The sequence below is a fragment of the Streptomyces sp. NPDC056231 genome (genome assembly GCF_048270745.1).
In the GTDB taxonomy this organism is placed as follows: domain Bacteria; phylum Actinomycetota; class Actinomycetes; order Streptomycetales; family Streptomycetaceae; genus Streptomyces.
This window is the reverse complement of sequence record NZ_JBLVKW010000001.1, coordinates 78,526-97,541: the sequence shown is the minus strand read 5'-3', so window position 1 is coordinate 97,541 and position 19,016 is coordinate 78,526. Positions and strand designations below refer to the sequence as shown.

General features: G+C 70.8%; 18 protein-coding genes. 8 read left to right on the top strand and 10 right to left on the bottom strand.

Annotation, left to right across the window (positions count from 1 at the left end; translation table 11 throughout):
• Positions 1-37: 37 nt before the first annotated feature.
• From ACNPQM_RS00430 to ACNPQM_RS00420, 3 genes are read right to left on the bottom strand one after another with little or no spacing between them, the layout of a single operon-like run.
• Positions 38-1,465 (bottom strand): RtcB family protein, encoded by a 1,428-nt coding sequence (locus ACNPQM_RS00430; RefSeq protein WP_418082368.1) that lies wholly within the window; start codon positions 1,463-1,465, stop codon positions 38-40.
• A 5-nt stretch (positions 1,466-1,470) separates the two neighbouring features.
• Positions 1,471-2,454 (bottom strand): CapA family protein, encoded by a 984-nt coding sequence (locus ACNPQM_RS00425; protein WP_358859502.1) that lies wholly within the window; start codon positions 2,452-2,454, stop codon positions 1,471-1,473.
• Between the two features lie 26 nt (positions 2,455-2,480).
• On the bottom strand, positions 2,481-2,888 hold the full coding sequence (locus tag ACNPQM_RS00420; protein WP_358859501.1) for an archease: 408 nt from the start codon (positions 2,886-2,888) through the stop codon (positions 2,481-2,483).
• 620 nt (positions 2,889-3,508) lie between these two features.
• On the opposite strand from ACNPQM_RS00420, the gene ACNPQM_RS00415 reads away from it, so the two are divergent.
• The 4 genes from ACNPQM_RS00415 to ACNPQM_RS00400 all read left to right on the top strand — a co-directional run bounded on the left by ACNPQM_RS00415 (position 3,509) and on the right by ACNPQM_RS00400 (position 7,199).
• Complete coding sequence (locus ACNPQM_RS00415; RefSeq protein ID WP_418082367.1) at positions 3,509-4,033, top strand: DUF2231 domain-containing protein; 525 nt, start codon at positions 3,509-3,511, stop codon at positions 4,031-4,033.
• A 230-nt stretch (positions 4,034-4,263) separates the two neighbouring features.
• Positions 4,264-5,193: an LLM class F420-dependent oxidoreductase gene (locus tag ACNPQM_RS00410; protein ID WP_358859499.1), complete on the top strand. Its 930-nt coding sequence runs from the start codon at positions 4,264-4,266 to the stop codon at positions 5,191-5,193.
• A 674-nt stretch (positions 5,194-5,867) separates the two neighbouring features.
• Entirely contained in the window at positions 5,868-6,677 is an 810-nt protein-coding gene (locus tag ACNPQM_RS00405; protein WP_418082366.1) for a hypothetical protein, read from the top strand.
• An 81-nt stretch (positions 6,678-6,758) separates the two neighbouring features.
• On the top strand, positions 6,759-7,199 hold the full coding sequence (locus ACNPQM_RS00400) for a GNAT family N-acetyltransferase (protein WP_358859497.1): 441 nt from the start codon (positions 6,759-6,761) through the stop codon (positions 7,197-7,199).
• A 54-nt stretch (positions 7,200-7,253) separates the two neighbouring features.
• Here the strand turns inward: ACNPQM_RS00400 and ACNPQM_RS00395 are convergent, their stop codons facing one another.
• From ACNPQM_RS00395 to ACNPQM_RS00375, 5 genes are all read right to left on the bottom strand, one after another.
• Complete coding sequence (locus tag ACNPQM_RS00395) at positions 7,254-8,156, bottom strand: glycosyltransferase family 2 protein (RefSeq protein ID WP_418082365.1); 903 nt, start codon at positions 8,154-8,156, stop codon at positions 7,254-7,256.
• A 159-nt stretch (positions 8,157-8,315) separates the two neighbouring features.
• The gene (locus ACNPQM_RS00390) at positions 8,316-8,978 is read right to left on the bottom strand and encodes a ScbR family autoregulator-binding transcription factor (RefSeq protein WP_358858532.1); all 663 of its coding nucleotides are present in this window, start codon (positions 8,976-8,978) and stop codon (positions 8,316-8,318) included.
• A gap of 185 nt (positions 8,979-9,163) precedes the next feature.
• Positions 9,164-10,042: a PhzF family phenazine biosynthesis protein gene (locus ACNPQM_RS00385; protein WP_418082364.1), complete on the bottom strand. Its 879-nt coding sequence runs from the start codon at positions 10,040-10,042 to the stop codon at positions 9,164-9,166.
• 172 nt (positions 10,043-10,214) lie between these two features.
• A complete protein-coding gene (locus ACNPQM_RS00380) occupies positions 10,215-10,988 on the bottom strand; it encodes an SDR family oxidoreductase (protein WP_418082363.1) in 774 nt (257 codons plus the stop codon).
• Positions 10,989-11,069: 81 nt separating this feature from the next.
• The gene (locus tag ACNPQM_RS00375) at positions 11,070-12,071 is read right to left on the bottom strand and encodes a Gfo/Idh/MocA family protein (protein ID WP_418082362.1); all 1,002 of its coding nucleotides are present in this window, start codon (positions 12,069-12,071) and stop codon (positions 11,070-11,072) included.
• A 79-nt stretch (positions 12,072-12,150) separates the two neighbouring features.
• Here ACNPQM_RS00375 and ACNPQM_RS00370 point away from each other — a divergent pair, with 79 nt between their 5' ends.
• Complete coding sequence (locus ACNPQM_RS00370) at positions 12,151-13,458, top strand: multidrug effflux MFS transporter (RefSeq protein ID WP_418082570.1); 1,308 nt, start codon at positions 12,151-12,153, stop codon at positions 13,456-13,458.
• 317 nt (positions 13,459-13,775) lie between these two features.
• Here ACNPQM_RS00370 and ACNPQM_RS00365 read toward each other — a convergent pair whose 3' ends face one another.
• The gene (locus ACNPQM_RS00365; protein WP_418082361.1) at positions 13,776-15,104 is read right to left on the bottom strand and encodes a hypothetical protein; all 1,329 of its coding nucleotides are present in this window, start codon (positions 15,102-15,104) and stop codon (positions 13,776-13,778) included.
• Between the two features lie 177 nt (positions 15,105-15,281).
• Between ACNPQM_RS00365 and ACNPQM_RS00360 the strand changes: the two genes are divergently transcribed.
• A complete protein-coding gene (locus ACNPQM_RS00360; protein ID WP_418082360.1) occupies positions 15,282-16,283 on the top strand; it encodes a small ribosomal subunit Rsm22 family protein in 1,002 nt (333 codons plus the stop codon).
• Between the two features lie 56 nt (positions 16,284-16,339).
• Here ACNPQM_RS00360 and ddaH read toward each other — a convergent pair whose 3' ends face one another.
• Positions 16,340-17,179 carry a dimethylargininase gene (gene ddaH / locus ACNPQM_RS00355; RefSeq protein ID WP_358858526.1) on the bottom strand — a complete coding sequence of 280 codons (840 nt, stop codon included), beginning with the start codon at positions 17,177-17,179 and terminating at the stop codon, positions 16,340-16,342.
• A 245-nt stretch (positions 17,180-17,424) separates the two neighbouring features.
• Here ddaH and ACNPQM_RS00350 point away from each other — a divergent pair, with 245 nt between their 5' ends.
• Positions 17,425-18,039 (top strand): TetR/AcrR family transcriptional regulator, encoded by a 615-nt coding sequence (locus tag ACNPQM_RS00350; RefSeq protein ID WP_358858525.1) that lies wholly within the window; start codon positions 17,425-17,427, stop codon positions 18,037-18,039.
• A gap of 182 nt (positions 18,040-18,221) precedes the next feature.
• Positions 18,222-18,968, top strand: coding sequence for a bifunctional DNA primase/polymerase (locus tag ACNPQM_RS00345; RefSeq protein WP_418082359.1), 747 nt, complete (start codon positions 18,222-18,224; stop codon positions 18,966-18,968).
• The last annotated feature ends 48 nt before the right edge of the window (positions 18,969-19,016 follow it).

The window sequence follows — 19,016 nt, the reverse complement described above, 5'->3', positions numbered from 1 at the left end:
CTCTGAAAAGCGCCCCTCCCTCCCGCTCCGTGTCGGCTCATCCCTTGACGACGCCCAGCGGCACCAGGCGGGCGATCAGCCGGGCGAGTCCCGCGCCCTCGGTGACGGCGGCGACCGCGTCGACGTCCTTGTACGCCTCCGGCGCCTCCTCGGCGAGACCACGCCAGGAGGAGGGGCGCACCGCGATGCCCCGGGCCTCCAGCTCGCCGCGCAGCCGCTCCCCGCGGACCATGCGCAGCGCGTGGTGGCGGCTCCAGACCCGGCCGGCGCCGTGGCAGGCGGAATGGAAGGCGTCGTTGCCGGGCAGGCCGACCATCACGTACGAGGCGGTGCCCATCGTCCCGGGGACCAGTACCGGCTGGCCCGCCCCGACGAGGTCCTCGGGCAGGCCCGGGTCGCCGGGCGGCAGTGCCCGCGTGGCGCCCTTGCGGTGGACGCACAGAGGACGTGCCACACCGTCCACTTCGTGCGTTTCGAGCTTGGCGGTGTTGTGCGAGATGTCGTAGACCAGCTCCAGACCGACGTCCGCAGCCGTGGCGAAGGCATGGCGGGCGGCTTCGGACAGCAGCTGGCGATTGGCCCGGCCGTAGTTGGCGGCCGCCGCCATCGCCCCCAGGTAGGCGCGGCCGCGCGGCGAGTCGACCGGCGTGCAGGCCAGCTGCCGATCCGGTACCCGGATGTGCGACCGGTGCAGTTCCTGGTCCATCACGCGCACGTGGTCGGTGCACACCTGGTGTCCCAGGCCGCGCGAGCCGCAGTGGATCATGACGCACACCTGGCCCACCCGCAGCCCGAAGGCCGTCGCGGTGGCCTGGTCGTAGACCTGGTCGACCGCCTGGACCTCCAGGAAGTGATTGCCCGAGCCGAGGCTTCCCACCTGGTGGAGGCCGCGCTCGACGGCGCGCTTGCTCACCTGCCCCGGGGCCGCGCCGTCCAGGACGCCGTAGTCCTCGCAGCGCGCGAGGTCGCGCGGCACACCGTGGCCGCACTCGACCGCGTAGCGAGCGCCGCCGACCAGCAGCTCGTCCATCTCCCCGGCCCCCGACAGCTTCCACAGGCCGCCGCGTCCCATGCCGCGCGGGATGGTGCGGTCGAGGATGTCCATCAGCCGCCGCATCCGGTCGTGGCCGAGCGCCTCGCGGTCGATGCCGGCGGCCAGCAGCCGTACGCCGCAGGAGATGTCGAACCCGACGCCGCCGGGCGAGATGACCCCGCCGTGGGAGATGTCGGTGGCGGCCACCCCGCCGATCGGGAAGCCGTAGCCCCAGTGGACGTCGGGCATGGCGAAGGACGCGCGGACGATGCCGGGCAGCGTCGCCACGTTCGCCACCTGCTCCAGCGCCTTGTCCCCCGCAGCCTGCGGCAGCAGAGCCCGCGAGGCGAACACCACCCCGGGTACGCGCATCGGCTCCCGCTGCTCGATCCGGAAGCGGTACTGGTCCTTCTCCACCAGCGTGATCTCCACGTCCCTCACCTCCAGTCGACCGTCAGCCGTCCGGTCCGATCGGCGACGGCGGTGCCGAACTCGGCGCAGGCGGTGGTGAGCCGCTCGCGGATCCACTCCCGGTCCTCGCCGAGCGCCAAGCGGGTGTGGCAGTAGTCCAGGGCCAGCGGCACCGCCTCCACCTGCGCGGGAACCAGATGCGCGGCATCCGGGCCGTCCAGGGTCACCAGGAAGAGGAGCCCGAGGTCGTTGCGCAGGACCGGGTCGACGGCGTAGTCGTCGACGAAGTCACCCAGGTCGTAGAGGATCCGGTCGGCGATCCCGTGGAAGACATGGGCGGAGTGCCCGGCGACCAGCGTCGCTCCCGCCGCCAGCAGCTCCGGGGCCGCGGCCGACACGTGGCGCGGCGGCCGGGAGGTCATGTTGGGACCCCAGTGCGGAGTCACCAGCACGACATCCGCTGCCGCAGCGGCCCGGGCCACCGACTCCGTCAGCCAGCCGGGCACGCCCGCGTGGAGATCGGCCCAGGCGACACCGGGACTGTCCTCCCCGGCCGCGAACTCCTCCGGGTGGTCGGTGACGCCCACCACCGCCAGCCGCACTCCGCCCGCCTCCAGCACCGCGAACTCCCGGGCCGCTCCTGCGTTCGCCCCGGCACCGACCGCGTGGACGCCCGCCCGGTCCAGCAGGGTGAGGGTGTCGGCCATGGCATCGAACCCGTAGTCCAGAGCATGGTTGTTGGCGAGCGTCACACCGTTCACCCCCAGTTCGGCCAGCACCTTCGCGGCGGCGGCCGGAGCGCGGAAGAAGAAGGCCTTCCACGGGTCGGGCCAGCGGTGCCCGCGGTCGGAGACACAGCACTCCAGGTTGAGCACGAACAGGTCCGCTTCCGCGATCGCCTCCCTGACCCCTGCGGAGACGAGCGTCTCCGGCGTCGCCGAGCGGCGCAGCCCCTCGGCGACGCCGCGCCCGAGCATGGTGTCGCCGGCCAGTGCCACCGTGAGCGCCATGATTCCGTCCCTTTCCCGCCCTGCACTCAGACGTCGAGGGTCACCCGGCAGGTCCAGCCGCCGGGGCCACCGCGCAGCTGCAGGTCGTGCAGCGAAACGGCCTTGGGTACGGCACCGATCGGCACGGCGGTGCCGACGTCCGCCATCCGGAAACGGACCGACAGCTCCCGGCTGCCCTCCGCCGGCCGGATCGGCCCCACCTCCACATCGAGCGGGATCTCACCGTCGGCATCCATCCGGTAGACGACCTCCTCCAGGACGGACACCAGCAGGTCCTCGTCGGACTCCCCCGTGACCGCGTATTCGCGTTCGCCGGTGGCTGCGGCCCCGGACGTGTCGGCGAAACCCTCCACCACCGCGCGCACCGCCTCGCCGATGCAGCCTTCGGCCGTCGGCGACCACGCCTCCACCCGCATGTCCGCGGTGTGTGGCACAGCCCGGTGGCCACGCGCGCCGGGCCGCTTCCCCACAGGTTCCCGACCGTCCACGGCCGGCACCTCTCCGTAGTCTCCGGATGCACAGCCTGACGGCGAGTCCTCCGAGCCGCAGGCGATGCCTCCTCCAGAGTCGTCCCGTCCACCGCTTCGGGGCAACCCGCACAAGGCGACGCACGCGGCCACTGTCCAGGGCCCGGCGGTTTCACCTCGAGGGGACGCGCATCGTCCGGTCCGCCATCGGCAGGGCCGAGCTGCTGCGGGGCGGCAGGGCAGATGTCCGGCCCGTACGCGTCGGGCTGTTCGTGTGGGGAAGACGCGGCAGGGAGAACAGTCCCCAGGGCCGTACCCCCAGGGGAGGTCCGTTGCGGCGGCGATTGGAGCACATGGCGGTCTGTCACCCATCTGACCACGTTGAGCAACGCTACGTATGGGGGGATGAAGCGAAGACAGCCGATGGCCCGGTGAACCTGACGGCCGGGGAACCCTGCTTCGCGGGCCGCTCGCCTCGCGCCCCGCTCCGGAACGTCCCGAGCAGAGCGCGAGGCACTCCCCTAAGTGTCCCTGCATGCACACCGCGTGCCCTGTGCCCCAAGCAGCGCTCTGGAAGGAGCAGATCTGTGGAACCCGCCCTGATCAACGGCATCCCCGCACACGCACTGCTGGTCCACCTCGTCGTGGTCTTCGTGCCACTCACCGCACTGGCTCTCGTGGTCTGTGCCGCCTGGCCCCCCGTCATGCGCCGCTTCGGCCTGGCCCTGCCCCTCCTGGCCCTCGTCACCCTGGTCTCGGTGCCTCTGACAACAAGCGCCGGCGAGTGGCTGGAGAAGCGCATCGCGCAGAACGTCTTGGTGGCAAGGCACGCGGATCTGGGCGACGGGCTCCTGCCGTGGGCCGTGGGCCTGTTCGTCCTGAGCGCAGCCCTGTGGTGGTTCTACCGGCGCGCGTACCCAGCTACCCCCTCGTTCGGCGGCGGCAGGGGTTCAGCGGCAGGGGTGAGTATTCCCCTGCGGGCGACATCGGTGGTGCTGTGTCTGGCCGTGGCAGTCGGCGGGGTCGTGCAGGTCTACCGCATCGGTGACTCGGGCGCCAAGGCCACCTGGATCAACAGGTTCTCCGCCGCAGCCGGCGACAACAGGGGCTGAACGCCGCCGCCTGACTTCCCGCAGCGCGACCAGGGTCCGGCACGCCGACACCAGCGACGCCGCGGGCGTCGGCTGTGTGCTCCGGCCGAAGGACTGCAGCACGACCTGGGAGCCACCCGTCGATCACCTGTCAGCGCACATTCACCCGCCCTCATCCGCCTTGCTGACCTCAGGCAATCGACGCATGACATACGGTAGTTGTCTCGTCGTCCTCGCTAAGGAGTGCACGCATGCCGGTCTCGCTCGGTCTCGGTCTTCCGCAGATGAAGCAGTACGACATCGGTCGCGACGTGGCCACGGTGGCACGTGCGGCGGAGGACGTCGGGTACGAGAGCCTGTGGGTCTTCGAGCGGGTGCTCTTTCCGGAGCCGGCCACCCAGGGGCTGTACGGCGTGCCGGGGCTGCCGTGGCCCGACCAGTACCGCAGCGTCGCCGACCCGCTGGTCACCCTCACACTCGCCGCCGCGGCCACCGACCGGGCCCGGCTCGGCACCAGCGTCCTGGTCGCCCCGCTCCACGTACCGTTCCAGCTGGCCCGATCGCTCGCCTCGCTCGACGTCGCGAGCGGCGGCCGGGTGGTCGCGGGCCTCGGAACCGGCTGGTCACTCGACGAGTACGCGGCCGCCTCGGTCGCCCCCTTCGAGAAGCGCGGCGCGGTCCTGGACGAACTGCTGGACGTCTGCGCGGCCGTCTGGGGCCCGGACCCGGTCTCGTACCAGGGCGAGCTGACCACCATCGCACCGGCCGAGGTCGGCCCCAAGCCCGCTCGCCCCATCCCGGTCTATCTGCCGGCCAACAGCCCGCGCGCCACCCGCCGGCTGGTGGACCGGGCGGACGGCTGGATGCCTGTGGCCATGGGCACCACGGAACTGGCCGAGCAGTGGCGGCGGGTACAGGACCTGGCGGCCGAGCGTGGCAGGCAGAAGCCGATCGAGGTGTGTGCCCGTGCCAACGCGAGATACAGCGCCAAGCCGTTCGAGGGCGCGGACCGGCAGCCCTTCCACGGCAGCGTGGCCCAGATCGTGGAGGACCTGGCGGCCCATGCGGCAGTGGGCGTGACGGAGATCCTGCTGGACCTCCAGGGAACGACGCGAGACGCCGCCGAACTGGCCGACGTGGCAGCCGAGGTGTATCGGGCGGCCCGGGCGGCGGGCGTCTGACGGTCGCTTGCGCCGGCATCTGTCGAGACCGGCCTGGGGCTACGCGGTGCTGGGCTACGCGGTGCTGGGCTGCGGCAGTGTGACCCTCGGCTTCAGCTCGTATGCGGGTGACCGTCGGCGGTGTCTTGGGTCTGCTCCAGGACCATGGGGTAGGCCGATGGGCCGGCAGGGCTGCACAGCGTGTCCGGGGCGCGGTGGGGGCGAAGGTCCCTGAGGACCGACTCGACTTCACAGAGGAAGGACTGATAAGAGGTCAGGCGCTGCCATTCGGAGTCGGGGATGCCGGGCACCGTGGCGGCGCATGCCGACCAGCTTGCCACCAGTTCGGCGTACAGCGGTGTGTCACTTGCCGTCTCTGCATAAGACTGACCCGGCATGAACGCCCGGGAGAGCTGCTCGCGTGATGCGCGTGCTCCGTGAGCCACATCCAGCTGGGGCCTCGGACGCGGCCGGGCATGAGAAGGGCGTGAGGCCTGCGAGGGGTGCGGAATGGATGCCGCCGAGCCCCTGCCGATGGCGGTAGCGGAAGTGGGTGCGTTCATGACGGTGGTAACGATCAGCCTCCATTTGGGTAACTACCGTCCGACACGGCAAGATTAGATGGAGTTTCACCTTTCTTGGTGCCTTTCGGTCGAAAGTCGCTTCAAATCCTGCGGCGGGACGTTGGTCCCGACATGGAACCGAGGGAGCTGTGGGAGCGTCACGCGGTACTGGCGCGGGCGTATTTCAGGAATGACGAGGACGTGCGCGATGCGCAGAGCACCCTCGACGAGCAACAGGCGAACCGCATGCGGACGCTGGCTGCGTTCGCGGTGACGCTGGGGAGCGACGGGACCGTCGCGGATCTCCTCGGGCTCCATGAACGCGAAGTGCGCATGGCTCGCCGCACTGTGGGAAAGGACGACGCCCGGGCCATCGCCAAGGCGCTCCTGGACCACCACGCCGCCGATGCGCACGAGCTGCCTTCCGAGGACGCGGACAGGTGCCAGGATTACCCGGGCCCGGAGGAAACGCCGGTGTCCCATGAGACTCCGGCCCCACCCGCATGCCCCCCTCAGGCCCCGGGCACCCCGGACGCTGCCGACGAGGCGGTCCAGGGAATGGTGTCGTCGTCGGCCGTGGACGCGGTTCTGGTCGGTGCGTGGAGCACCGGGGCCGACCTCTCCGTACTCGCAGGCGAGCTCGGTCTCGATCTCCCCCGCCTCGTCGCCCGCACCCGGTACCTGGAGGCGCAGGGCCGCCTCACCCACGGTGCGCAACCGCTGGACCGTTCCGGCCGCCACCGCCGTGTCGACGGCGCCGAGGCGCCCAGCGTGACCCAGCCCCGGCAGTGGTACTACCCCACCCAGCATCGCTCGTCGCACCAGGAGACGACGTGGGACCAGCAGGCTTCTCACACCACCATGAACTCCGCACCGATGCATGACTGGGACGGCATCCTCGATCAGTGGCAGGTCACCACCAGCCCCACGCCCTCCTGGTAGGAAACCGCAGCAGAGCTCCCGGCGGCCGAGACTCCGATACCGGCGGTTGACGTCCCACCGCGCGCACGGTTTCCTGCTGTGATGAGTGATCTTCGCTTCGAACAGGTGGATGCCGAAGCCACCCTTCAGGACTGGCGGCATGTTCACAACACCATCATTCCCACGGCGGTGTTGTCTCTGGACGAGGTGCGTGAGCGTGTCCGGCGCAACCGGTTGGAGGTGGCCTATCTCGACGATGCTCTCGTGGGCTGTTCGACGGTGCGGCCGCCCACGGGTGAGGCATCGGTGGCCACCGTCATCGCCCGGGTGCTCCCCGCCCACCGGCGGCAGGGGATCGGTGCGCAACTCTACGCACGAGGGCTGGAGCAGGCGCGAAAGCTGGGCGCGGACGTCATCGAGACGGTTGTCCTGGCGACCAACCCGGACGGGCTGCGGTTCGCGCACGCGCACGGCTTCGTCGAAGTCGACCGCTATGTGCTGCCGGGTGACAGCGTGCCCTTCATCGATCTGCGACTGGCCTGAGCGAGCTTGTCGGCGGGCGCCCGTGCGAACCGGGCGCCCGTCGACATGTCCGGGTCAGATGACCGGTGGCCGCCCCAGCATCGTCATCCGCCACACCGTCCGCCACCGCATCGGCTGCCGACGCCCGCACGGGGTGCGGACCCCCTCGGCGAAGCCGGCGGCCCAGGCGCGCAGTCCTGTGGCCGAGCGGGTGCGGGCCACGGTGAGGAGGGTCCAGGTGCCCAGATAGGCGGGGACCAGAGGGAGCGGCAGATTGCGACGGGCCAGCCAGACGCGGTTGCGGGCCGTCATCCGGTAGTAGACCGAGTGCCGGGCCGGGGACGTCTTGGGGTGCTGGAGCAGCAGATCGGGCTCGTACAGGATCTTCCAGCCTGCGTCGAGCGCCCGCCAGGAGAGGTCGGTCTCCTCGTGTGTGAAGAAGAACTCCGCCGGCCAGGGGCCCGTTTCCGCGAGCATCTTCATGGAGAGGGCGTGGCCACCGCCGAGGAACGCCGTGACGGGGCCGCGCCGCATCGGGTCCGTGGCGCGCAGCCGCGGGACGTGGCGGCGCTGCGTCTCGCCGTGTTCGTCGGCGATACGGAACCCGATGATGCCGAGCTGCGGGTCGGCGGCGTACAGCTCCTGGACCTTGCGCAGCACACCGGTGTCGACGAGCAGACCGTCGTCGTCCAGCTCGACGACGACATCCACGTCCCCGAGTTCAGCCAGTGCCGCGATGGCGACGTTACGGCCGCCGGGGCAGCCGAGGTTCTCGTCCAGCTCGATCGTGGTCACGCCGCCGGCGAGGCCCGACAGGCCGGGGAAGCCGGTGAAGTCCGGCAGCGGTGAGCCGTTGCCCACGACGACGAGACGGGACGGCAGCACGTCCTGCATGGCCACCGAGGCCAACAACGCCTCGACCTGCTGCGGGCGGTCGCCCATGGTCACGATGGATACGCCGATGCGCGGTTCGGACAAGGTCAGCACTCCTGAGCTCGCTGCGGTGCCCGCGATCGTAGTCCCTCGATGTTCAGCTGTCGGTCGCTGCCCTGCCACGTGCCGGATGCCGCCGCCCGGTAGCGGAGCGGCCGTCAGGAACCGGGGGCGCCGTCCGTCTCGCCGGTCCGCTCCGGGCATTCAGCCGGTGGCGCCGGCCTGGCTCGGTACGGATTCCAGCTGTGAGAGCAGCCGCCCGCCGCGATCCTCGGACATGTCGAGCGTGGCCAGCACGGCGGGCGTCGAGATGCTCGGCAGGACGTAATGCAGCAGTACGGAGATCCGGCGCCCCAAGTCCTCACGTCGGCACAGGACCTGGGACATCACCTGGATTCCGGAGAAGGCGCCCGCCAGCAGCTCGGCGGTCTCACGCGGATGCACGTGCGGCAGCAGCTCGCCCTGGCTCCTGGCAGCGCTCAGCAGATGTTCGAGCCGGTCGATCCAGGCCCGGAACGGCGTGCCCCGGTCGAGCCCCTCGACCGCCTGGTCCATCGCCAGCCCGACACTTGCCCTCACCAGAGGTTCGTGGCGGAGCCGGTGGGCGAGAATCATCCCCTGGTCCACCAGCTCCTGAAGCTTCGTCGGCCGCGGCGGCAGCGGGAAACTGTCCAGCTGGACGTCCATCACGCCGAGCGCCAGCTCTTCCTTCGAGTTGAAGTGGAAGTACAGTGCGCCCTTGGTCACCCCCGCCCGGGCGAGGATCTCGCTGATGGTGGCGCTGCTGTAGCCACGCTCGTCGAACACGGCGGCGGCCGCCACCAGGATCGAACGTCGAGTCTGGATCGCGCGCGCCTGCTGGGCCATCAGCTACGAGTCTCTCTAGTCATGGCGTGGTCGGCGCCACAGGGGTCTGACTGAAAGGGGAAACCGGACTGCCAGCATCTTAGACCGACCGGCAATTGGGGGGCGGCGTCGCGCGAGGGGCTTCGGCGCCGCCCACGCCCGGCACACCCCTCGGTGACGTCAGCAGTCCGGCCTCGGCCGGTTGCTCACTCCGCGGCGGGGATACGCGTTCCCGTGCCGCTCACCCGCACCCGCGCGTCGCCCGGGCGCAGTTCGACCGCGAGCGTGCCGGGGCGGCCCATGTCCTGGCCCTGGTGGAGGGTGAGGACCGCGGCGTCCGGGACGAGCGCCAGCTCGCGCAGGTACGCGCCGAAGGCGGCGGCCGCCGCACCCGTCGCCGGGTCCTCGACCACGCCGCCGACCGGGAACGGGTCGCGGACGTGGAAGACGGTCGCCGACTCGCGCCACACCAGCTGGACCGTGGTCAGGTCGAGCCGGTGCATCAGCGCTTCGAGGCGGGCGAAGTCGTAGTCGAGGTCGGCGAGGCGCTCCCGGCTTCCGGCGGCCAGCACCAGATGACGGGCGCCCGCATAGGCGATCCGTGGCGGCAGGGCCGGGTCCAGGTCGCCGGCCGGCCAGTCCAGGGCGGCCAGCGCCTCGGCCAGGTCGTCCGGGGCGACATCCGTGACGTGCGGTTCGACGCTCGTGAGGGTGGCGCGGAGTTCGCTGCCGTCCCGGGTGACGGTAACGGGGACCGTACCCGCCTGAGTGGTGAACACCAGGTCGCCGGGTCCGTTGCGCTCGGCGAGGGCGATGGCTGTCGCGACGGTGGCATGGCCGCAGAACGGGACTTCGGCCTTCGGGCTGAAGTAGCGGATCGTGTAGCCACGACCGCCCGATTCACCCGAAGTGCCCGGTCCGGTCAGGAAGGCCGACTCGCTGTAGCCGAGTTCCGCCGCGATCGCGAGCATCGCCGCGTCGTCGAGACCGGACGCGTCGAGGACGACCCCGGCCGGATTGCCGCCCTGCGGGTCGGCGGAGAAGGCGGTGTAGCGCAGGACCTCGGTTCCTGGAATCTCACTCATGACGCTGCTCAACCCCGCCGCGGTCCAGGGCATTCCCGCCCGGGGCGGCCGACGCCCCGGATCCCGGCCCGCGGGCCCAGTGACAGTTCTCGACGGCGGTGCCCCCTTCGTCCGGGAGCAGGAGTCCAGGAGCGCGCCGCTCGGCTCGATCGGCGGCGCGCGCAAGGAATCGTCAGCCCCGGCCCACGTACGGCATCGTCGTGGCCAGGACCGTCGCGAACTGCACGTTGGCTTCGAGCGGCAGCTCGGCCATGTGCACCACCGTCCGGGCCACGTCCGCCACTGCCATCACCGGCTCCACCGCCAGTTCGCCGTTGGCCTGGAGGGTGCCGGTCTGCATCCGCTCGGTCATCTCCGTGGCCGCGTTCCCGACGTCGATCTGGCCGCAGGCGATCCGGTACGGACGGCCGTCCAGCGACAGCGACTTCGTCAGCCCGGTCATCGCGTGCTTGGTCGCCGTGTACGCGACCGAGTGGGGGCGCGGCGCATGTGCGGATACCGAGCCGTTGTTGATGATCCTGCCGCCCTGCGGGTCCTGCTCCTTCATCTGCCGGTACGCCGCCTGCGCGCACAGGAAGGCCCCGGTCAGGTTCACATCGACGACCGTGCGCCAGTCCTCGTAGGAGAGCTCCTCGACCGGGACGGAGCGCGGACCGAACGTGCCCGCGTTGTTGAACAGCAGGTCGACCCGGCCGGTCCACTCCCGTACGCAGGAGAAGAGAGCGTCCACGTCCTCGGGGTGGGAGACGTCGGCGGGGACGGTGATCGCCCGGGCATCCGGCCCGGCCATCTCCACCGTCTCGGCGAGGGGGTCGGGGCGGCGGCCGGCGAGCGCCACCGACCAGCCGGCGCCCGTCAGGGCGAGAGCCACCGCGCGGCCGATCCCGGAACCCGCGCCCGTGACGACGGCCGTCCTCGCATCAGAGTTCAACAATTTGTTGCTCATGACGCCGCAGCGTACGCCTTTCGCCTCAAGAGTCACCGCATGGCGGCCGGCTCGGGCTCCCAGGGGTGGTTCTCCGAGCGATCAGCCGATGTCGTCCGCCGGGTAGCGGACGCCGATGCGGTCACGTACCGCATCGAGCGTCCGCATCACCGCCAGCGATCCGTCCAGCGGCACCAGCGGCGACTCCGTCTCACCCGCCCGCAGCGCGCGCAGGACCTCCGCCTGCTCGAACTGCATCCCGCGGAGCCCGTTGCCCGTGGTCCCCGCGGTGAACTCCTCCGGGTCGCGGCCCTCCCGGTGCAGCACGAAGCGCTCCGGGTAGAAGAAACCGCGCGGGAAGTCGATCCGCCCCCTGGTGCCCGTGACCGACGCGGTCTGCGGGGTGTCGGCGGTGACCGAACAGCTCAGCAGCGCCGTGGCCCCCGACTCCCAGCCCAGCAGCATGCCGGTGTTCAGATCGACGCCCTCGGGGGAGAGCAGGGCATCGGCCTGGACACGGTCCGGCTCACCCAGCAGCAGATGCGCGAACGACACCGGGTACACCCCGAGGTCCAGCAGCGCGCCGCCGCCGAGCGCCCGGTCCCGCAGCCGGTGGTCCGGGGCAAACGGACCCGCGAGCCCGAAGTCGGCCTGCACGGTACGGATCTCGCCGATGGCGCCGTCGGAGATCAGTGTGGTGAGCCGCCGGACGACCGGGTTGCAGTACGTCCACATCGCCTCCATGAGGAAGAGGCCACGGTCCCGGGCGAGCGCCACGAGCTCCTCCGCCTCGCGGTAATTGAGGGTGAAGGCCTTCTCGCACAGCACGTGCTTCCCGGCCTCCAGGCAGAGCGCGGTGGCCTCCCGGTGCGCGGAGTGCGGCGTGGCCACGTACACCACGTCGACCTCGTCGTCGGCGGCGAGGTCGGCCCAGCTGCCGTACGCCTTCGGTATGCCGAACCGTTCGGCGAACGCCTTCGCCGCCGTGTCCGTACGGGATGCCACGGCGACCACTTCCGTGTCGGGCATCGCCTGCAGGTCAGCGGTGAAGGTCGCGGCGATGCCACCCGTAGCCAGCACGCCCCAACGCACGGTACTGCTCATGCCTGCTCCCAAGAAAAGGTCTCGACCACTCCGGCTGAGCTGAGAGCATAGAGGCGGATTCAACTATTTGGAGATGAGAATGCCGGAGACCGGCGTGAGCCGAGCCCAGCACGCAGACATATCGAATGCCACAGCCGGGACCGGGACCGGCTGGGACGCCGGTGGCGGGCCCGCCGCCACCGCCGCGACCCGACGCACCGCACTCCTCGTCACCCTCGTCCTCGGCGGTCTCACCGCACTCCCGCCGCTCTCCATGGACATGTACTTGCCGGCGCTGCCGGCGGTCACCGACGCCCTGCACGCCCCCGCGGCCACCGTCCAGCTCACCCTCACCGCCTGCCTCGCCGGAATGGCGCTCGGCCAGGTCGTCGTCGGACCGATGAGCGACCGCTGGGGCAGGCGCCGGCCCTTGCTCCTCGGCATGGCGGTCTACGTACTCGCCACCGCGATCTGCGTCTTCGCGCCCACCGTGGAACTTCTCATCGGCTTCCGTCTCCTGCAGGGCCTGGCCGGCGCGGCCGGCATCGTCATCGCCCGGGCCGTCGTCCGTGACCTGTACGACGGCGTGGAGATGGCCAGGTTCTTCTCCACCCTGATGCTGATCTCCGGCGTCGCACCGATCGTCGCGCCACTGATCGGCGGACAGGTGCTGCGGTTCACCGACTGGCGGGGCATCTTCGCCGTCCTCACCGTCGTCGGCATCGTGCTGACCCTCGTCGTCTGGAAGTGGCTGCACGAGACGCTGCCGCCGGAGGAACGGCATACCGGGGGGATCGGCGACGCACTGCGCACCATGCGCGGGCTCCTCGGCGACCGGGTCTTCACCGGTTACATGATCGCGGGCAGCCTCGCCTTCGCCGCGCTCTTCGCCTATGTGAGTGCCTCGCCGTTCGTGGTCCAGGAAATCTACGGCGCCTCGCCGCAGACCTTCAGCCTGCTCTTCGGTATCAACTCGATCGGCCTGATCACCGTCGGCCAGATCAACGGCAAACTGCTGGTGGGCCGGGTCAGCCTGGACAAGGCGCTCGGCTTCGGGCTCGGCGTCATCGTCCTCGCCGCAGGTGCGCTGCTGCTGATGACGTCCGGGGTCTTCGGCGAGGTCGGCCTGATACCGGTCGCCGCGGGGCTCTTCGTCCTGATGTCGGCGATGGGGCTCGCGATGCCGAACACCAATGCCCAGGCGCTCATGCGTACCAAGCACGCAGCGGGTTCCGCCTCGGCGCTGCTCGGTACGTCGTCGTTCCTGATCGGGGCCGCCGCCTCACCGCTCGTCGGGATTACGGGGGAGGAGACGGCCGTCCCGATGGCGGTCGTCCAGGTGGTGTGCGCGGTCGGCGCGATGGCCTGCTTCCTGGTCCTGTGCCGACCTTGGCAACGGCAGTCGTAGAAGCTACGGGCTGTCCCGTAATCCCTGGCGGGCGCACGACGACAGCTGCGGCACCTCGCTGCGTTGTCGGAACGCCCGAATACGCCCAGTATGAGGACGCCCCTCCGCCTTGCGATGCACCGCATCTGACGCCGCGCGCTGATCCACCGGGGATTACGGGACAGCCCTTAGGGAACGAGCCGGGAGTGTCCGGCGGATCACAGCTGGGGCCACGACACTCGAAGGGCTGGCAGGGAATCAAGGTGTTGCTTGCCTGCAAGCTCTTGCAGGCGCTCACAAAATGGGCGCCCGGCTCGCACCCCCTGTACCGGTCCGTCTCAGCGGGGCGCGCGCGGGTAGCCGAGCAGGTGCAGCCGGTCCAGCTCGTCCGTCCACCGGAACACGCCGACGCCTGCCTCCGCCTCCGCGCCCGGCAGCCGCACATTGGACGGCAGCCCCTCCGGGGTCCCCGTGACGACCTCGACGGCGACCGGGCGGCCGCTGCCGTTCAGGGCGTCCGTCGCGTTGCGCACGTTCGTCGCGCCGTACGCGATGCCCTCGTCCGTGACGGAGGCCAGCGTCAGCCGCTTCGAACCGTCCGGTGCCTCCAGGCAGAAACCCTTCTTCGCCGTCAGGTCGAAGGCGAGGTTCCCGGCCACCAGATAGCCCTGCGAGGGCGACATGACGGCCTCCGGGTACTGGCCCGGCTTGATGGCGACCTTGTTGCACTCCACCGTGGCCACCGGTTTCCCCGTCTCCGCGTCGTGCACCGCCCACAGGTCATGGGTCTGCGCCAGCTTCTGCCCCTTGGCGAGCTGCCACTTGGCCAGCACCCAGCCGGGGGCCACGGTCGTCGGGATCCCGCTGGTGCGGTCGGTGTTCTTCGGGGCGACGTTCCGGCTGAACCAGCCGCCCTGCACCCAGAACTCCCGTGCCCCGCTCACCAGGAGGCCCTTCTTCGTCAGTCCGAACACCTCGGTGAGCTGCCTGCATGACGGGCAGTCCTTCGGGTACTTCAGCGCCGAGGGAGCGATCTTCGAGAAGCGTCCGGTCGCCGGGTCGACCACCACACTGGTCGTCCGGCCGTCGCTGATCAGGATGTCGGGGCCGGAGGCGATCACGCTCGGTGCGGAGGACCACGGCACCTCGATGCGCCGCCGGGCGCCGTCCTTCACGTCGTACACATCGAGGGAGACGATCGTGTCGGCCGGGGTCAGCGCGTTCACGCCGACCTTTCCGTACGACCAGGTGACGAAGTACTCCACGTCGTTCTTGGTGACCAGGATCAGCCTCGGGGAGTGCTTCGAGGCCGGCGGCCGCCAGTTCTCCCCCCTCCAGCCCGCCCTTCCGGTCTCCGAGTCGATGGTCTCCAGCCGGTACTGATCGTCGGCGACCCGCAGCAGATAGCCGAGGCGTCCCGTCGTCCGGGAGATCGCGTAGTCGGGGGAGGTGTTGACGAGCTCCCAGCCGCTTTGCGTGGTGTACGCGGGAGGAACCGTGAGCTGTGTCGCCGGGCCCGGACCCGTGGGCGTCGGCACCGGTTTCGTCGGCTTGTCGGCGCCCTTCCGGTCCTGGCTGCCCCCGGCACCGCACGTGGCCAGCAGAAGCAGCAGGGCGAGCACGAGCACCCCGGCGACCAGAGTCAGGCGCACGATCTTCTGTCTCATGGTCCCCTCCGATGAGCAATCCTGGCGTCGCGCCGGTCAGCGTAGCAACTGGCCAGGGTTTACCAGCAGTTCGGATTCGGCGCTGTTCCGCGAAGAGCCCGTGCCGGGTGACGGGGCGCAGGACGGAACAGGCACCGGCCGGGGGAACAACCGGTCGAATCCGCCTACAATTTCTCGGTGAACGTCACCCACTCCATCGCGGAAGCCCTGCGCACGGCGCTGGCCGGACTCCTCGACGGGCTGCCGCCCAAGCAGGCCGCGCAGGCCGTCGACCGGCTCATCGCCAATTACCGGGGGACCACCCCCACCGATGCCCCGGTGCTCCGCGACCGCTCGGACGTCGCCGCGTACGCCGCGTACCGCATGCCCGCGACCTGCGAAGCGGTACGGTCCGCCCTCGCCGCCCTTCGTGAGGCCGCTCCGGAGTGGACGCCCGCCACGCACACCGACATCGGCGGCGGCACGGGTGCGGCGAGCTGGGCCGTCGCCGGGGCCTGGGAAGGCCAGCGGACCACCGTCCTGGACTGGGCCGAGCCCGCGCTCACCCTCGGCCGCGAGCTCGCCGAGGCCTCCGGCATCGAGGCCCTGAGCACCGCCGAGTGGCGGCGGGCCCGGATCGGTGCAGGACTGGAGCTCGACCCCACGGACCTGGTGACCATCAGCTACGTGCTCAAGGAACTGACGGCGCAGGCGCGCACTGAGCTGGTCGATGCCGCGGCGGCCGCCGCACAGGCCGTCGTGATCGTCGAGCCCGGCACCCCCGACGGCTACGCCCGCGTCATCGAGGCCCGTGACCGGCTGATCGCTGCCGGACTGACGGTCGCCGCCCCGTGCCCGCACAGCGACGCGTGCCCCATCGAGCCGGGCACCGACTGGTGCCACTTCTCGGCCCGGGTCAGCCGCTCCTCGCTGCACCGGCAGGTGAAGGGTGGCTCGCTGCCGTACGAGGACGAGAAGTTCAGCTATGTCGTGGCGACCCGCTTCGCCACCGAACCGGTGCCCGCCCGGGTCACCCGCAAGCCGCAGATCCGCAAGGGGCAGGTGCTGCTGGACCTGTGCACCCGCGACGAGGCCCTGCAGCGCTCCACGGTCACCAAGCGGCACGGCGAGCTGTACCGGGCCGCCCGGGACATCGCGTGGGGCGACGCCTGGCCGCCGCCCCACGATGAGGGTGACTAGGGCGTGTTTCGAAAGTAGCGTCGTCCGGCCCTAGGGCGGGACTTTCGAAGCACGCCCTAGGGCCGCAGCTCCTGGGTGCAGCACTTCACGCTGCCGCCGCCCTTGAGCAGCTCACTCAGGTCCATCGGGACCGGTTCGAAGCCGCGCGCCCGGAGCGGGTCGAAGAGGCCCGCGGCGCCCTGCGGCACCAGCACGTGGAGCCCGTCGCTGACGGAGTTCAGGCCGAACGCGGCGGCGTCCGCCTCCTCGGCGATCAGTGCGTCGGGGAAAAGCCGCCGCAGCACCGACCGGCTGCCCGGTGAGAACGCGCCCGGGTAGTACATGATCTCGTCGCCCGCCTCGTCGAGCACGCAGAGGGCCGTGTCCAGGTGGTAGTAGCGCGGGTCCACCAGATCGAGGCCGATCACCGGCCGGCCGAAGAACTCCTGGGCCTCGTTGTGCGAGAGCGGACTGGACCGGAAGCCGCGCCCGGCCAGGAGGTACGAGGAGGTGACCGCGAAGTCGCCCTCGCCCTCGTTGACGTGGTCCGGCTCACGGATCTCGGTGAAGCCGTGGTCCCGGAACCAGTCCCGGTGCGCCTCCGCCTCCGCGTACCGCTCCTGGTAGGCGAACCGGGCGCCCAGCACCCGCCCGTCGACGACGGTGGCGCCATTCGCGGCGAAGACCATGTCGGGCAGATCGGGGCGCGGGGTGAGCAGCTCGACGGTGTGGCCGAGCGCACGGTAGCGGTCGCGCAGGTCCTCCCACTGGGCCTGCGCCAGCGGCAGATCGACCGGCTTGGTCGGGTCCATCCACGGGTTGATGGAGTAGGTGACCTTGAAGTGGGCCGGGGCGCACATCAGGTAGCGGCGCGGCGTGGCTGTACGGGGCGCCGGAGCAGTGGCTTCGCGAGGCAAGGGGACGGCGGCTTCACGAAGCGAGGAGGGTGTGGCTTCACGAGGCAATGAGGGCTCCTCACGGACGGCAGGGATTGCCTGCAGGGTGCCGGGGCTCGCACGGGTCTGTGCGTGAGCTCATGGTGCGCCGTTCGGAGCTACCGCGCAGTGAACCGATCGGGTGGTTCTGCAGGATGCTCCGTAACGTCTATGGAGAGATACGGAGACGATACGTCTCGCCTCGCCCTGCTGCTACCGTGACGGGCATGGCAGAAAACCGGCCGCCCGACCCCGGCCGCCGCAGCGAGCGCTCCCGCCGGGCGATCTACGACGCGGCACTCGGTCTCGTCGGTGAGGCCGGCTACCCGAGGACGACGATCGAGGCCATCGCCGCCCGCGCCGGTGTCGGAAAGCAGACGATCTACCGCTGGTGGCCCTCCAAGGCCGCCGTCCTGCTGGAGGCCTTCGTCGACCTCGGCAACCGGGCCGCCGAGCAGGCCGGAGAGGCCGGGTACGCCATCCCGGACACCGGCGACCTGGCGGCCGACCTGAGGACCGTCCTGCGGGCCACCGTCGACGAGCTGAACGATCCGGTGACCGAGGCACCCACCAGGGCGCTGGCCGCCGAGGGGATCGTCGACGCCGCGCTCGGCGCCGAATTTGTCGAGAAGCTGCTCGAACCGCAGCTGCAGCTCTACGTCAACAGGCTGCGCGCCGCCCAGGAGGCGGGCGACGTACGCGCCGAGATCGATCCGAGGATCGCCGTCGAGCTCCTCGTCGCCCCGCTCACGCACCGCTGGCTGCTGCGGACCAGGCCGCTCACCCATGCGTACGCGGACGCGCTCGTCGACTACGCCCTGCACGGTCTGGCCGCCCGCTGAGTCACGACGCGCGGCACAGCCGCACCGAACCGGCCACAGCCACGCCTGTCATTTCCGGACAAAAGATCACAAAAGACCCTGTTCAAGGCGTCGGTCGACGCCCCCGCTTCAGGACTCTGGCCACCCGGGGCGCAGGATGGTGGGACGATAGGGGCAGGGGCAACGCTGAGGTAAGGGGATAGATGGGCGCCGATTTCGGCCGTTCTCGCGGCACAGAGAGCAAGTTTTCCCAATGGCTGCGCCGGCGACCCAAACCGCAGCAGCGCGCGGGCGACGACACCGCCCGGGAGGCGCTGCTCCTGGCCGTCGCCGAGGCCGGAATGCCGATCGCGCCCGCCGCCCACCCGATCGGCTACCGATGTTCGTGCGAGCGCATCGGCTGTCCCACTCCCGCCAGGCACCCCGTCTCCTTCGCCTGGCAGACGCAGTCCACCACCGACCGTGCCCAGATCGAGCGCTGGGCCCGCAGTCAGCCGCAGGCCAACTTCATCACCGCGACCGGCATGATCCATGACGTCCTCGACGTGCCGTTGAGCGCGGGCAGCCAGGCACTGGAGCGGCTCATCGCCGCGGGTATCGACGTCGGCCCGGTAGCCGTGTCCGGCGAGGACCGGATGCTCTTCTTCACCGCCACCCGCGGCACCCCCGAGGACGAGGACGAGTGGTGGCCCTGCGAGCTGGACTGCCACCCCGAGACCATGGACGAGCACCCGGGACTGCGCTGGCACTGCCGCGGCAGCTACGTGCTCCTGCCGCCCGCCCTGCTCCCCGGTGAGCTGGACGTGCACTGGGTCCGCGGGCCGGAGAACCCGCTGCCGGACCCGCTGACACTGCTGGAGACGCTCACCGACGCCTGCGCGCAGTACGCCGATGCGGCGGACCAGAGCGATTTCGAGCACGGGTCGGTGGCCTGGCCGCTCAGCCGCTGAAGCCGGAGCGCGGGGCCTGACGGGCCCTGCGCCCCCGTCTCGTGGGCC

Bases quoted from the DNA above. Each gene is read 5' to 3' on its own strand.
- ACNPQM_RS00370 (WP_418082570.1), top strand. From the start codon at position 12,151: ATGCCGGAGACCGGCGTGAGCCGAGCCCAGCACGCAGACATATCGAAT.
- ACNPQM_RS00425 (WP_358859502.1), bottom strand. From the start codon at position 2,454: ATGGCGCTCACGGTGGCACTGGCCGGCGACACCATGCTCGGGCGCGGC.
- ACNPQM_RS00410 (WP_358859499.1), top strand. From the start codon at position 4,264: ATGCCGGTCTCGCTCGGTCTCGGTCTTCCGCAGATGAAGCAGTACGAC.
- ACNPQM_RS00385 (WP_418082364.1), bottom strand. From the start codon at position 10,042: ATGAGTGAGATTCCAGGAACCGAGGTCCTGCGCTACACCGCCTTCTCC.
- ACNPQM_RS00350 (WP_358858525.1), top strand. From the start codon at position 17,425: ATGGCAGAAAACCGGCCGCCCGACCCCGGCCGCCGCAGCGAGCGCTCC.
- ACNPQM_RS00380 (WP_418082363.1), bottom strand. From the start codon at position 10,988: ATGAGCAACAAATTGTTGAACTCTGATGCGAGGACGGCCGTCGTCACG.
- ACNPQM_RS00365 (WP_418082361.1), bottom strand. From the start codon at position 15,104: ATGAGACAGAAGATCGTGCGCCTGACTCTGGTCGCCGGGGTGCTCGTG.
- ACNPQM_RS00375 (WP_418082362.1), bottom strand. From the start codon at position 12,071: ATGAGCAGTACCGTGCGTTGGGGCGTGCTGGCTACGGGTGGCATCGCC.
- ACNPQM_RS00405 (WP_418082366.1), top strand. From the start codon at position 5,868: ATGGAACCGAGGGAGCTGTGGGAGCGTCACGCGGTACTGGCGCGGGCG.
- ACNPQM_RS00400 (WP_358859497.1), top strand. From the start codon at position 6,759: ATGAGTGATCTTCGCTTCGAACAGGTGGATGCCGAAGCCACCCTTCAG.
- ACNPQM_RS00345 (WP_418082359.1), top strand. From the start codon at position 18,222: ATGGGCGCCGATTTCGGCCGTTCTCGCGGCACAGAGAGCAAGTTTTCC.
- ACNPQM_RS00390 (WP_358858532.1), bottom strand. From the start codon at position 8,978: ATGGCCCAGCAGGCGCGCGCGATCCAGACTCGACGTTCGATCCTGGTG.